General features: G+C 73.4%; 10 protein-coding genes. 3 read left to right on the top strand and 7 right to left on the bottom strand.

Annotated features, from left to right (window positions below; all coding sequences use genetic code 11):
* Nucleotides 1–51 precede the first annotated feature (51 nt).
* From GA0070216_RS25675 to GA0070216_RS25660, 3 genes are all read right to left on the bottom strand, one after another.
* Nucleotides 52–1,008 (bottom strand): hypothetical protein, encoded by a 957-nt coding sequence (locus GA0070216_RS25675; protein WP_091251289.1) that lies wholly within the window; start codon nt 1,006–1,008, stop codon nt 52–54.
* Nucleotides 1,009–1,516: 508 nt separating this feature from the next.
* Nucleotides 1,517–3,757, bottom strand: a complete 2,241-nt coding sequence (locus GA0070216_RS25665; protein WP_091251284.1) for a glycoside hydrolase family 9 protein — start codon at nt 3,755–3,757, stop codon at nt 1,517–1,519.
* A 114-nt stretch (nt 3,758–3,871) separates the two neighbouring features.
* Entirely contained in the window at nt 3,872–4,399 is a 528-nt protein-coding gene (locus GA0070216_RS25660; RefSeq protein WP_091251282.1) for a 2'-5' RNA ligase family protein, read from the bottom strand.
* Nucleotides 4,400–4,661: 262 nt separating this feature from the next.
* Here GA0070216_RS25660 and GA0070216_RS25655 point away from each other — a divergent pair, with 262 nt between their 5' ends.
* On the top strand, nt 4,662–6,383 hold the full coding sequence (locus GA0070216_RS25655) for a DEAD/DEAH box helicase (RefSeq protein WP_091251279.1): 1,722 nt from the start codon (nt 4,662–4,664) through the stop codon (nt 6,381–6,383).
* A 57-nt stretch (nt 6,384–6,440) separates the two neighbouring features.
* Here GA0070216_RS25655 and GA0070216_RS25650 read toward each other — a convergent pair whose 3' ends face one another.
* Nucleotides 6,441–6,812, bottom strand: coding sequence for a DoxX family protein (locus GA0070216_RS25650; RefSeq protein WP_091251277.1), 372 nt, complete (start codon nt 6,810–6,812; stop codon nt 6,441–6,443).
* 182 nt (nt 6,813–6,994) lie between these two features.
* Complete coding sequence (gene lon, locus GA0070216_RS25645; RefSeq protein ID WP_091251275.1) at nt 6,995–9,331, bottom strand: endopeptidase La; 2,337 nt, start codon at nt 9,329–9,331, stop codon at nt 6,995–6,997.
* Nucleotides 9,332–9,575: 244 nt separating this feature from the next.
* Between lon and GA0070216_RS25640 the strand changes: the two genes are divergently transcribed.
* Nucleotides 9,576–9,923 (top strand): histone-like nucleoid-structuring protein Lsr2, encoded by a 348-nt coding sequence (locus GA0070216_RS25640; RefSeq protein WP_091251399.1) that lies wholly within the window; start codon nt 9,576–9,578, stop codon nt 9,921–9,923.
* Between the two features lie 312 nt (nt 9,924–10,235).
* On the opposite strand, the gene GA0070216_RS25635 is transcribed toward GA0070216_RS25640, so the two are convergent.
* Nucleotides 10,236–11,528, bottom strand: a complete 1,293-nt coding sequence (locus GA0070216_RS25635; RefSeq protein ID WP_176739129.1) for a hypothetical protein — start codon at nt 11,526–11,528, stop codon at nt 10,236–10,238.
* Between the two features lie 303 nt (nt 11,529–11,831).
* The gene (locus GA0070216_RS25630; RefSeq protein ID WP_091251273.1) at nt 11,832–12,707 is read right to left on the bottom strand and encodes a hypothetical protein; all 876 of its coding nucleotides are present in this window, start codon (nt 12,705–12,707) and stop codon (nt 11,832–11,834) included.
* Between the two features lie 136 nt (nt 12,708–12,843).
* On the opposite strand from GA0070216_RS25630, the gene GA0070216_RS25625 reads away from it, so the two are divergent.
* The gene (locus GA0070216_RS25625; protein WP_245722722.1) at nt 12,844–13,947 is read left to right on the top strand and encodes a DICT sensory domain-containing protein; all 1,104 of its coding nucleotides are present in this window, start codon (nt 12,844–12,846) and stop codon (nt 13,945–13,947) included.
* The last annotated feature ends 14 nt before the right edge of the window (nt 13,948–13,961 follow it).

The raw sequence follows: 13,961 nt of genomic DNA, 5'->3' as shown, positions 1-13,961 counted from the left end.
GGCGACCCGACGATCCGGCCGTCCGGCGTGGTGGGGCGGTACGTCCGGCCGTCAGACCCCCATCTCGGCCTCGTACGCCGAGCGCAGCCGGGCCTGGGCGGCGGGGGCCAGGCAGACGTGCCAGGCCGGCCCCTCGTCGATGACGTTCAGTTCACCGGCGGCCTGCCGGGCCAGCAGGATCTCGGCCAGCACGTCCCGCGCGCCGAACCGGGCGTACCAGGCCAGTTCCAGGTCCACCGCCCAGCCGAGGCAGTGGCCGCTGGGGAGCATGGCCGGGTACCCGAGCCGACGCAACCGGTACTGGTGTTCGGCGCTGTGGGCCAGGCTGGTCACCCACAGCGGCGGGGTGCCCGGCGGGGCGGACCGGGCGAACTCCCGGGCCAGGTCGTTGAGGAGCGCGACGATCTCCCGGCGGGTCCGCCGGAACGGCACCCCGGTGGTGCGGGGGGTGGCCTCCGGCAGCAACCGGCGGCGCACGGCGTGGACGCCGCGGCCGAGGGCGCCCGCCGGCTGCTCCCGGTAGCGGAAGCCGAGCAGCCCGCGACGGCGCAGCCACTCCAGGTCGATCAGGTCGGGGTGCGTGTCGACCTGTTCGTCGGTGCGCAGGAGCGGGGCGTCCCGCCACCACACGAGGTCGATGCGGGAGAGCAGGTAGATCCGGACCAGCGCGGTCAGGTCGGCGGCCGAGGTGCGGTCGTCGGGCTGGTGCCGGGCCAACTCCAGCAGCAGGGTCTCCCGGGCGCCGAGCACGCCCTGGTCGGTGGCGTCGAGCACGTCGGCGATGGCCGGTTCGTGCAGCCGCTGGTCGAGCAGCACCTGACGGGCGGCGGTGGCGGCGGTGCCGGCCAGCGCGCCCACCTCGACCAGCAACTCCGCGACCGCTTCCCGGTAGGCGTCGAGGTCGGGGGCGGCCGGCCGGAGGGCACGCGTCGGGACGGGCGTCCGCCGAGCCGGGGCGGGCGGGGTGACGCCGGGCTGGGGGCCGGGGCTTCGGCTGGGCACGCGCATGGTCAGTCCTCTCCCGGTACGCCACGGTGCGGATGAACCTGAAGGCACCGTAAACGCTGTGAACCGGTAAAGAACGAGCATTTGCCCCAGGACCCCCTAAGGGCGACGGGTGGATCGGGAAGCGGGCCGCCGCGCCATCTTCACCACGTCGTATGCACCGTTGCAGCACGGACTCCCACACTCACCGCCCCACCGACACCACCGAGGCAGGTCCGATGAACTCCCTCCGCCGCGGCGGCGTGCTCGCCGCCGTACTGCTGCTGGCTCCGACGGCCGGAACTGGGCCCGGGGTGGGGTGGGGACCTTCCCCGCCGACACCACCCCCCGGATCGGGCTGGTGGCACACGGCGGCGTCGATCCGGCGGTCACCGCCGTCTTCGACCCCCTGCGGTGCCACCGCTGACGCGTCGGGCCGCCCGTCGGTGACGACGGGCGGCCCGACGCCACCGGCGACCACCCCGGGGCCGCCCGCCGGTGTGGAGCGGGCGGCCCCGGGTGGTCGGGGAGATCAGCGCAGCGTGCAGGCCGTCCCGTTCACGGCGAACCCGGTCGGGGTCGGGTTCGCGCCGCTGTAGGTGGCGTTGAATCCGAGGTTGACCGAGCCGTTCGGGGCGACCGCGCCGTTGTAGCTCTCGTTGGTCACCGTCACCTCGCTGCCGCTCTGGCTGAACCGGCCCGACCAGCCCTGGCTGATCTGCTGGTTGCCGGTGAACCGGAAGGTCAACCGCCACGACGACCAGGCGGCGGCGCTGGTGTTGGCCACCGTGACGCTGCCGGTGAACCCGGTGCTCCAGCTGTTCGCCGAGTACGTCACCGCGCACCCGCCGGCTGGCGGCGGCGTGGTGGTGGGCGGGGGCGGCGTGGTGGTCGGCGGGGGCGGCGTGGTGGTCGGCGGCGGCGTCACCGTGGGGGTCGGCGTCGGGTCCGGCCCGGTGCCGGTGCCGGCCTGCTCGGCCGCCCAGTGCACCAACCAGGCCATCGCCGAGTTCCAGTTGATCGCCACCTCGTTGACCGAGTACGCCCCGATGTCGTCGATGAAGCACTTCTGCGGCTTGCAGCCGGCGAGCTGGGCCTGCACGACCGGGTCCTGCAACTCGCTGTTCGGGCCGCCGGAGAGCGAACCGGGCGGCGCGGTGGGCAGCGAACCGTCGTTCTGGTTGGCCCAGAACCGGTGGTGCAGGTTGCGCACCGGCTTGTCCCCGTAGCCGGCCACGTAGGACTGGTTGAGCGGGTTGCGGCCGAGCAGGTAGTCGTAGGCGGCGTAGGCCCCGTTGCGGTACCGCGCCGTGCCGGTCAGGTCGAACGCCATGGCGAGCACGTTGGCGTTGTTGGCGACCGCGCCGTTGGAACCCCAGTAGTACGTGCCGTTGCCGCTGCCCGGGGCCGGGTAGCCCTGGTTGGCGGTCTGGGCGAGCATCCGGTCGGCGAAGCCGACGATCGCCGACCGGATCGCGCTCACGTCGCCGCTGGCCAGGCCGGTCGGCACCAGCACGAGGGTGGTGTCACCCAGCCCGGCCGTCCAGCTCCAGTCGTACGCGCCCCGGGTGAAGCCGGCGCCCCGGGCGTGCGGGGAGCCGCTCAGGTCGTTGCGGTAGCCCGTCGAGCCGGTGGTGGCGTACAGCTCGGCCGCCGCCCAGTAGAACTCGTCGCTGACGGTGTTGTCCTCGTACGCGCCGCCGCCGGTGTTGTCGGTGGCGGGGGCGAGCCGGTTCGGGTTGGCCTTCGCCGCGGCGTACGCCTTCTCGGCGGCAGCCAGGGCCCGGGAGGCGAAGGAGGCGTCGAACGGCTTCCACAGCCGGGACGCCTGGGCGGCCACCGCCGCCATGTTGAGGGTGGCGGCGGTGCTCACCGGGGAGAGCAGCCGGGGCTCGCTGTCCAGCTCGGGACGGGTGGGCAGCGCGGTCCAGTTCTGGTCGTGGATCTTGTGGTGCACCATGCCGGCGTTGGTCCGGCCGGCCGGCACCTGCATCTTGAGCAGGAACTCCAGCTCCCAGCGGGCCTCGTCGAGCACGTCCGGCACCCCGTTGGCGCGCTCGGGGATGGCCAGCGTGCCGTCGGCGACGGCGGAACGGTCGGCCCCGGTCACGTACAGCGTGCGCTCGTAGATGTTCTGCAGCTGCCAGGTGGCTAGGCCGCCGTTGACCACGTACTTGCCCTGGTCACCGGCGTCGTACCAGCCGCCGCGCACGTCCAGCGTGTAACCGCAGGAGGTGCGGCATGGCACGTTGTTGTCACCCCGGTTCGGGGCGACGTTGACGTGCCCGGCCGGGCGGGCGTAGCGGGAACCGACGTACTGGGCGTCGATCGGGGTGCCGCTGCGCTGGTGGTAGAAGAACGCCAGCGAGTCACCGCGCAGCCGGCGCACCGGGTCGGCGGAGATGTCGAACGGGTAGCTGTTGCTCCCGCCGACCGACAGCACGTAGCCCGTGCCCGGGGTGTCATAGGCGGAGAAGTCCGCGATGTGCACGGAGTCGCCGGAGAGCGTGTCGGCTCCCCGTACCGTGGTCTGCCCGGACGCCACCGTGGCACCGGCGGCGTTGCGCAACGTCCAGCCGATCGGGGCGTTCGCGGAGTTCACGACGGTGGCCTGCTTGGGCAGCCCCGGCACGTAGGCGACCTGGTTGACCTTGACCGGTGAGCCGGGATCGGGGGCGGCGGAGGCGAGCTGCGGCACTGCCGCGAGCCCACCGAGGGCGAGCAGGGCGGCGGCCGTGAACGCGAGGGGACGCCGTCGGAATTGGTGGGGCATGGGGCCTCTTCCGGTGGTGATGACAGTGACCACCCGACCGGCCCAGCGCAGCGGGCATCCGCCGGGCGGTCGGGGGACCGTCGACGGGAGCGCTCCGCCCACCATAGACCAGCATCAGTCTGCCGGGAAGTCACCACCCACCGGGTGGACCGTCCGGGTGTCGCCGTCGTAACTGCGCGCCGCCACGAACCGACCCTCCGGCCGGTCGCCGCCGACCACCGCGCGGGCCCGCCGCCGGTCGTGGTCCCGGAAGCGCAGCGCGAGGCTCAGGTGCGGGACCCAGCGGCCCGGGGCGTGCCAGGGCCGCTGGCCGCCCGCGTCGTCGAGCGCCGCCCAGACGGCCCCGTGCAGGGCGGTCAGCTCCGGCGTGGGCCGGACCAACCAGACCAGCGGCGCGCTGCCGTCGAGCACCGTCACCCGCTCCAGCCGGACCGGCAGGGGCAGCGCGGCGTCGAAGCGCCCGGCGATCCGGTCGACCGCGCCGGGCGGGAATGCCTCGACGGCGGCCAGGGTCAGGTGCGGCCGGTTCGTCGGATGACCGTGCCGGGCCAGGCTGGGCAGCCCCGCCCCGGCCAACCTGTCCCAGGCGGCGCGGACCGTCTCCTCCAGCACCGGGCAGCAGAGCAGCTCGACCGTGCGCACACCCGTCAGGCTATCCGGCAGACGCCGGGAGCCAGCCGGCCTCCCGGGCGGTCCGGGCCGCCCCGGCACGGTCGGTCGCGCCGCGCCGCGCCTGCGGACCGCCGTCGGGTGGTGGCGAGGGCGTACGGCGTACGCGACCTCGTCATCGGGGTGCCCTGCCCTGCACCCCGTGGCCTGAACGGGTCCGCCGCCGTTGTGCCGACCGGCACGGTTGTGCCGGTCGGCGCAGCGGCCCGACGGGGGTGATGGAAAACTTTGCCCCATGAGTTCCGCACCTACACCGACCGACCTCTCCGCTCCCGACGATTCCGACGGCGGGCCCGCCTTCGTCGATCTCGGGCTGCGCGCCGAGCTGTTAGGCGCCCTCTCCGCGCTCGGCTACGAGGAGCCCACCCCGATCCAACGGGAGGCGATCCCGCTGCTGCTGGCCGGCCGGGACCTGCTCGGGCAGGCGGCGACCGGTACGGGCAAGACCGCCGCGTTCGCCCTGCCCCTGTTGCAGCGGATGCCGGACGACCGCCGTGGCGGTGACCCGGTGTCGCTGGTGCTGGTACCCACCCGGGAACTGGCCGTGCAGGTCTCTGAGGCGTTCCACCGGTACGGCAAGGATCTCGGTGCCCGGGTGCTGCCGATCTACGGCGGCCAGCCGATCGGCCGCCAACTGCGCGCCCTGGACCTGGGCGTGGACGTGGTGGTGGCGACCCCGGGCCGGGCGCTGGACCACATCGCCCGGGGCACCCTGCGGCTGGGTTCGCTGGCCACGGTGGTGCTGGACGAGGCCGACGAGATGCTCGACATGGGCTTCGCCGAGGACATCGAGGCGATCCTGGAGCACGCGCCCGCCGAGCGTCAGACGGTGCTCTTCTCGGCGACCATGCCGGCCCGGATCGACGGCCTGGCCCGCAAGCACCTGACCGACCCGGAGCGGATCCAGATCGGGCGGGAGCAGCCGGTGGCCGGGGAGGCGCCCCGGGTCCGGCAGAGCGCGTACATCGTCACCCGGGCGCACAAGCCGGCGGTGCTGGGTCGGGTGCTGGACGTGGAGTCCCCGACGGCGGCGATCGTGTTCTGCCGCAGCCGGGAGGAGGTGGACCGGCTCACCGAGACGATGAACGGGCGTGGCTACCGGGCCGAGGCGCTGCACGGCGGGATGAGCCAGGAGCAGCGGGACCGGGTGATGGGGCGGCTGCGCGCCGGCACCGCCGACCTGCTGGTGGCCACCGACGTGGCGGCCCGCGGGCTGGACGTCGAGCAGCTCACCCACGTGGTCAACTACGACGTGCCGTCGGCTCCGGAGTCGTACGTGCACCGGATCGGCCGGGTGGGTCGGGCCGGTCGGGAGGGGGTGGCGATCACCCTCGCCGAGCCCCGGGAGCACCGGATGCTCAAGACCATCGAGCGGGTCACCGGTCAGCGGATCGACATCGACAAGATTCCCACGGTGGCCGACCTGCGGACCCGACGGATGGCGCTGACCCAGGCGGCGCTGCGGGAGAGCCTGCTGGAGGACGACCTGGACCCGTTCCGGGTGATCGTCGAGTCCCTGTCGGACGAGTTCGACCTGATGGAGGTGGCGCTGGCAGCCGTCAAGCTGGCCCACGAGGCGGCCCTGCCCGGCTCCGACGACGAGGAGGAGATCCCGCAGGTGGCGGTCCGCGCGCCCCGGGAGTCCCGACCCGGGTTCGAGGGCCGGGGCGGGGACCGGCGCGGCGGTGGCAGCCGGCCGCGCACGGGCGGCACCGCGCAGGTCTTCATCGGCCTGGGTCGCCGCGCCGGGGTCCGCCCGCAGGACCTGGTCGGTGCGATCACCGGCGAGACCCGGGTGAGCGGCCGGGACATCGGCTCGATCGAGATCGCCGACCGGTTCTCCCTGGTGGAGGTGCCGCTGGGCGTCGCCGACGAGGTGATCGCGGGGCTGCGTAACAGCACCATCAAGGGTCGTAAGGCGACCGTGCGGCGCGACCGCGGCGGCGAGGGGAACTGACCCGACACGCGACACCGGCCCGCACCCCCGGACGGGGGCGCGGGCCGGTCGCGTTGCTCAGAGCGGGTACGGCCCGAAGCGGCCCCAGGCGACGATCGCCGCCAGGATCAGCAGCACCACGGTCATCGCGGTGCCGGGGCGTTCCTTGGCCCGGGCGTGCACGACGACCGCGCCGAGCATCACGATCACCAGCCCGACGGCGGCCAGCGGGGTGAGCACCGTGGCGATGCCGGTGAGGCCGGGCAGGACCAGCCCGAGCGCGGCCAGCACCTCGACCGCGCCGAGCGCCTTGACCTGGGTGAGCGGGACGTTCTCCACCCAGCCCATCCGGTCGCGCAGCTTCTCCTTGGGCTGGGTGAGCTTGGTCAGTCCCGCGCCGGCGAAGAGCGCGGCGAGCAGGATCTGCAGGATCCACAGGAACACGTTCATGGGCGGTCGCCTCCGGGGGGTGCCACCGTTCGGTGGCGGATGCGGGAAGGGGAAGGGTCAGGCTACGGCCCCGGCCGGCCCCCGACGCCCGGTGGGACGTCGGGGGCCGCGGTGGCCGGGGTGCACGTGTGGTCACCGACCTAGCGGGCGGCCGCGTTGTGGGAGCCGCCGGACGGGGCCGGTCAGGCGGCGCCGACCGGCCGACCGCCGAGTACCTCCGCGTCGATCTCGGCCGGCCGCAACGCCAGGGCGAGCACGTCGGCGACGTCGGCCAGGGTGTGCACGGTCAGCGCCTCGCGGACCTCGGTGGGCAGGTCGTCGAGGTCCGGCTCGTTGCGGGCCGGGATGATCACCTCGGTCAGGCCGGCCCGGTGCGCGGCGAGCAGTTTCTGCTTCACCCCGCCGATGGGCAGCACCCGCCCGGAGAGCGTCACCTCACCGGTCATCCCGAACTCGGGGCGTACCGGCCGGCCGGTCACCAGGGAGGCCAGCGCGGTGACCATGGTGATGCCGGCGCTCGGGCCGTCCTTGGGCACCGCACCCGCCGGCACGTGCAGGTGGATCCGGCCTCCGGCGAGGACGTTCGGGTCGAGGCCGTACCGCCGCCCGTTGGCCCGCAGGTAGGACCACGCGATGTGCGCAGACTCCTTCATCACGTCGCCGAGCTGCCCGGTCAGGGTCAACCCGGGCTCACCCGCCATGCTGGTGGCCTCGATGAAGAGCACGTCACCACCCGCGCCGGTGACCGCCAGCCCGGTGGCGACGCCGGGCACCGCCGTCCGCTCCGCCGACTCCGGGGTGAACTTCGGCCGGCCCAGGTAGCGGGCCAGGTTGCCGGTGTCCACCTCGACCGGTGCCGGGTCGGTTGCCAGGGCGACGGCGACCTTGCGCAGGATCTTGGCCAGGGCCCGTTCGAGCTGCCGGACGCCGGCCTCCCGGGTGTGCTCCCCCGCGATCCGGGCGAGCGCCTCGTCGGCCACGGTGACCTCATCGGTGGTCAGCCCGGCCCGCTGGAGCTGCCGGGGCAGCAGGTGGTCGCGGGCGATGGCGACCTTCTCGTCCTCGGTGTACCCGTCCAGAGTGACCAGCTCCATCCGGTCCAGCAGCGGGCCGGGAACGGCCTCCACCACGTTGGCGGTGGCCAGGAAGAGCACGTCGGACAGGTCGAGGTCGACCTCCAGGTAGTGGTCCCGGAAGGTGTGGTTCTGTGCCGGGTCGAGCACCTCCAGCAGGGCGGCGGCCGGGTCCCCGGCGTACCCGACGGCCAGCTTGTCGACCTCGTCGAGGAGCACCACCGGGTTCATCGAGCCGGCCTCGCGCAGCGCGCGGACGATCCGGCCGGGCAACGCCCCGACGTAGGTGCGCCGGTGGCCACGGATCTCGGCCTCGTCGCGGACGCCGCCGAGGGAGACCCGGACGAAGTTGCGGCCCAGGGCACGGGCCACCGACTCGCCGAGGCTGGTCTTGCCGACACCGGGCGGGCCGGCGAGGGCCAGCACCGCGCCGGAACCGCGCCCGCCGACCACCCCGAGGTTGCGCTCGGCGCGGCGGTTGCGCACCGCGAGGTGTTCCAGGATGCGGTCCTTCACGTCGGCCAGGCCGGCGTGGTCGGCGTCGAGCACCGCCCGGGCCGCCGCCAGGTCGGTGTTGTCCTCGGTACGCGTGCTCCACGGCATCTCCAGCACCGTGTCCAGCCAGGTCCTGATCCAGCCCGCCTCCGGGGAGGCGTCGCTGGCCCGTTCCAGCTTGCCGACCTCGCGCAGCGCCGCCTCGCGGACCGTCTCCGGCAGGTCGGCGGTCTCGACCCGGGCCCGGTAGTCGGCGGAGCCGTCCGGCTCGTCCTCGCCCAGTTCCTTGCGGATCGCGGCGAGCTGCTGGCGGAGCAGGAACTCCCGCTGGGATTTCTCCAGCCCCTCCCGGACGTCGCTGGTGATCTGCTCGGTGACCTCCTGCTCGGCCAGGTGCTCCTTCACCCAGCCGACGAGCAGGTCCAGCCGGGCGGTGACGTCCGCCGCGGCGAGCAGTTCGGTCTTCTGTGCCAGGCTGAGCCAGGGCGCGTAACCCGCCGCGTCGGCCAGTTCGGACAGGTCGGTCATCCGCTCCATCGCGTCGATGACCTGCCAGGCGCCCCGCTGCTGCAGGACCGAGGTCATCAGGGCGCGGTATTCCCGGGCCAGGTCGCGGGCGCGACCGGCGGGGGCGGGTTCGTCGAGTCGGGTGGCCTCCACCCAGAGGGCGGCGCCGGGCCCGGGGACCCCGGAGCCGATCCGGGCGCGGGCCAGGCCGCGCACCACGGCGGCGGGTTCACCGTCGGGGAGCCGGCCCACCTTCTCGATGGTGGCGATCGTGCCCACGGGGCCGTACTCGCCGTCGATGCGGGGCACGGCGAGCAGGCTCTTGTCGCCGCTGGCCCGGGCGGCGTCGATCGCCGCCTGGGTGGTCGGGTCGAGGGTCACCGGGATGACCATGCCGGGAAGCAGGACGACGTCGGTCAGCGGAAGTACCGGAAGGGTTGCCATCGGACACCTGCCATCGCGTTGAGGTTGAGCGTGTCTCACTCAAGTCACAAACCGTTCCCCGTGTTCCTCGGTGTGACCCAGGACACATCCCGCCCGTGCCGCCGCCACCCGCCAGCATTGGCCGGACCCGAATTTCCCAGGATTGACCCGACCCGCCAAATGAAAGAGAGGCGTATTGTTGCGGATTTGCCGTCAGATACGTCAAACTCTTAGCACACCCCGCTCAACACAGGGAGTAATGGCGATGGCAAGGAAAGTAATCACCGTTCTGACCGACGACCTCGACGGCGGAAAGGCCGATCGGACCGTCGAGTTCAGCCTGGACGGGGCGGCGTACACCATCGATCTCTCCGACGAGAACGTGGGGGTGCTGCGCAAGGCGCTCGACGCCTACATCGCCGCTGGCCGTCGAATGGGGCGAGGTGCGGTCGAGGCCGGTCGCCCGGCTCGCCGCCCGGCTCGCGCCGGGGTCTCGGGAATGGATCGCGAGCAGAACCGCGCCATCCGGGAATGGGCGACCAAGAACGGCCACGAGATTTCCGAGCGCGGTCGCATCCCGGTCTCGGTCGTGGAGGCGTGGAAGAACCGCTGACCGGCGGTCAGGTCACGAACGGACGCGCCGGGGTCACGCTGAGATAACAGCGGCGACCCCGGCGCTTTTCGCCGTGTCCACAATTTCCACCCGTCGGCCCGTCGCCGAAAACCCTTGCCGGCCCGGGCCGGCCCTGACCACCGGAACGCGCCGCCCCGCAGTCCGCCGCCCGGAACAGGATCGCCACCACTGGCCGCACCACCCCGCGCCGCACCACGGCGTCGGCCTCCGGAGGAGCATGGACCCGTCCGCAAAGCCACGGGCCGCCCCGGGAATTCCCGGGGCGGCCCGTGGCCGTCGTCGCCCGTCCGGTCAGTTGACCCGGATGCGTACCACGTCGAAGGCGGGGGTCTGGTTGGCCCGCTCCATCATCGGCACCCGGTGCGAACCGTCACCGGCCCAGACCGCGCACTGCGCCGTACCCGACTGCGGCAGGCCCGGGATCTGGATGGTCACGTCGTCGGACTGGTTGCCGCCCTTGCCGTCCTCGGTGGCCACGAAGAACGCCGGAACGTCCTGCGGGTTAGACGGGGCCTGGTTGGTGTTCTGGAGCATCCGGCAGGCGGTGTGGAAGTGGCCACGGGTGAGGCCCTGACCGTTGAGCACCGAACTCTCCACGTAGTAGCCGCCCTGGCCGGCCGCCAGGAACCGGTCACGGACCAGGTTGCGGGTGGAGACCTTCAGGCTGAAGGCCTGGTTGCGCTGCACCTGGTTCGGGAACTGCGTGATCAGCAGCGACGGGTTGGTGGCCGCCGCGCTGACCTCGCCGAACGCGGTGCTGACACAACGGTTGCCGTTCTGGAAGCCGTCGTGCGGCTGCAACCTGCTGTTGGCGCAGTCCTTCGCGAGCACGCCCAGGGCGTTGCCGTTGTTGCCGTTCTGGCCGCCGTTGTTGTTGCCACCGTTCTGGCCGCCGTTGTTGCCGCCGTTGTTGTTCTGGCCGCCGGTGTTGCCGTTCTGGCCGCCGTTGTTGTTGCCACCGTTGTTGGCGGCGACCTGGCAGCCGGCGAGTTGCTCCAGGCCCTGCGGGCGCTGGGCGAACCGGCCGATCGCGGTGGCGATCCGGTTCAGGGCGGACCGCCGCTTGTCGGCCAGCGGACCGAGGATGGCGTTGTTGATGAACGCCTGCCCGTTGCGCCCCTCGGCCGCCAACCGCTTGTTGGCATCGTCGAGCTGGGTCTTCAGCAGGGCGAGTTCCTTGTCCACCTCGGCCTTGGCCTGCGCCGGGATCTGCGGCAGCCGGGGGGTCACCTGCGGGCAGGCGACCGTCGAGGCGAGGGTGGTCACCGGCGCGTTGCCGGCCTTGACGGCCTGGCACTCGGCAACGGACATCTGACCGTCACCCCAGTGGTTGCGGACCCAGCGACCGTTCTGCCAGGTCTGGGTGGTGCTGCCCCGCCCGCTCGGCGAGGTGGCACCGGGGCTCGGTGCGACACAGGCCGACGAGACGTTGCGAGCCTGCTGCTGCCGCGGCTTGTCCCCGGCCGATGAGATCTGGGTGACGGCGGCGATGCCGCCGAAGACGACGAGCGCACCGACCGCCGCCAGCAGCCGCTTGCTCCGCGCGTTACCGGACGACCGGCGTGCCCCTGTGGACCTGCGCATCGAATTGCTCTCCTTCTCGATCCGGTGCCTGACTCGTGTCCCCGACGAGGAGACGACCTTCGGGTCGGTCTCCCCCACCGGTGTCACTGCGACGTTCCGGTCGCACGTCGATGGCCGACGATGCCTTTCCGCACCGTCCGCCGCGTCGGGTGGCGCGGCTGGGAAGATCCTGTCCATTCCCGCTTAGGTACGGGCCGGCCCGGACGAAGGTTCAAAGCGGATCAAGGAATCCGGGACCATTTTTCGGCCGGGCCGGAATGTCACCACACGTCGCCGGAAAATGACGGCGGGTCGTTCCCGGGCTCAGTCCCCGCAGAGGTGATCGAAGGCGAACGGCGTGGCCAACTCGTCCCGCCGGTCCCGCAGCGCGCAGATCTGCCGCCGCAGCTCGCCCCGGTCGAGCAGGGCCGATTCGTCGAACTCCACCCCGGCCAGCCGGTCGCCCACCGCCACCGCCGCGAGATCCTCGGCGAAGCGGGCGGGGTCCACCCCGCAGTACCACCGCGCCTCGTGCACGGTGACCCGTTCCACCAGGCACCGGCCGGGCCGCACCTCGACCCAGCTCCACCCCTCGGCCAGCCCGTCGCGCCAGCGCACGTGCAACCCCCGCACGATGGGGTCACTGAGCCGCCGCGACACGTACGCCTCGACGGCCGCCGCCCGGGACAGCGCGCCGAGGTCGTTCACCGGCCCGGTGCGCCCGTCGGGCAACCGGCCGACGATGTCGCGGTAACCGACCGGGGCGTCGTCCGGGTCGTCGGAGGAGGTGGCACCGGCGGCGTAGGCGCGGGCGTCGAGGACGTACGTGACGATCCGGCGGCCGTGTCCGGCGGCCCGCAGCGTCGGCGAGCCGATCCGCAGCACCGGCAGGCCCACTGCGGCGCACACCGCCGCGGCCATCCGCTCGGCGCGCTGCCCGGCCGAGCCGGCCGGCGCGGTGGGGCCGACGGTCAGGGCGAACAACGGGAACCCGGTGTCGGCCGCGCAGACGACGTGGTCGAACTCCTCGCGCAGGGCCGAACTCCACTGGTGCCCGGTGACCCCCGCCGGCCGCCGCGACACCAGGTCACCGAGTCGACGGGCGGGGTACACCGCCTGGCCGGCCCGGACGAACAGCGGCGCGTCACCGGCCGGGACCGGCCGCAGCCGGGCCCCGTCGTCGGTGGCGGTACGCGTCATCGTCGGTCCGTCCGTGGCAGGAGAGGTGACCGGCCGAGTCTAGGACGTCGGCCCCTGTTTCCGCCTCGTCGGTGCGGCCGATGGGCGCGTTACCAGGCGGTTGGTGTGCCCCGAGCGCGATCTCTACGCTCACGGGGTGCTGCACGACGGACCGGCCCCGGAACTGTTGACCAAGCGGAGTCTCGTCACGGTCTCCCACGCCATCGAGCGGTCGGCGCTGGCCACCGCCGAGGACGGCCCGCTGGTGGTGATCGCCCTGTTCCAGCGGATGCCGTACTTCCTGCGGGAGCAGGCCCGCTACACGCGGATCGCCGCGGGCGCGGCGGTCACCGTGGTCGGGCTGGTCGCGCCGGCACCGCCGGAGCTGCCCCCCGGTGGGTACGGCGTGGCGCTGGACGAGACCGAGGAGCTGGCCCGGGAGTGGAGCGTGGTGGCGCTGACCCCCCGGTTCGGGGCCAGCCTGGTGGCCCGGGACCGGCGGGAGGTGGTGGCCGCCGGCACGCTGGAGGAAGGCCGCCTTTTCTCCGGCCGCTGGGGGTTCCGCCGCGACGAGGCGCTGCACGAGGTGATCCGGCTGCGGGCGCAGCTCGGCGACCGGCTCCCCCCGGCCGCCCTGACCGCGATCGATCAGGTGCTGCGCCGGGTCTGGGACCTGCCGGCGACCCCCGGTGAGAGCCGGGCCGAGGCGGCGTTGCGGCTGATGGCCGAGCGGGTCGACCGCAGCGGGCCGGGTCGGGTCGCCGAGGAGGTGCCGGCACCCTCGCCTCTGGTGGACGAGCCGACGCTGCGCCGCTGGACCGGGATGGACGGGGTGACCGCCGCCGGCACCCTGCCGGTGGCCCTGATCGGGGTCCGGGTCAGTGAGCCGGCCGGCACCGCCGAACGCTTCGGACGCCGCAGCACCGCCCGGGAGGCGCAGGCCGTGATCGCCGCGCTGACCGCGCCCCTACGCCCGCTCGACCGGGCGATCCGGCTCGCCCCCGACGAGTACCTGCTGGTCCTGCCCGCGTTGACCCGGGAGGAGGCGCTGGCCGTGGCCGCTCAGGTGCACGCCTCGGTGGCCGGGCTGGCCCGGTCGTACCCGTTCGTGTCCTTCGCGGTGCACACTGCGGTCACCGTGACCGACCGGCGGCCGATGCCGGTGGCCGAGGTCCGGCACGCCGTCGAGTGGGCGGCCCGGGAGGGCGTGCCGATGGCCACGGTGGCCCGGGAGGCGGTCGCGAGCGCCGCCCCACGCTGAGGACAGGAGAGCAC

Source organism: Micromonospora matsumotoense, from assembly GCF_900091525.1.
GTDB lineage: Bacteria > Actinomycetota > Actinomycetes > Mycobacteriales > Micromonosporaceae > Micromonospora > Micromonospora matsumotoensis.
Note: the sequence above shows the minus strand (reverse complement) of the source record. Positions and strands in the feature narration are given on the sequence as shown.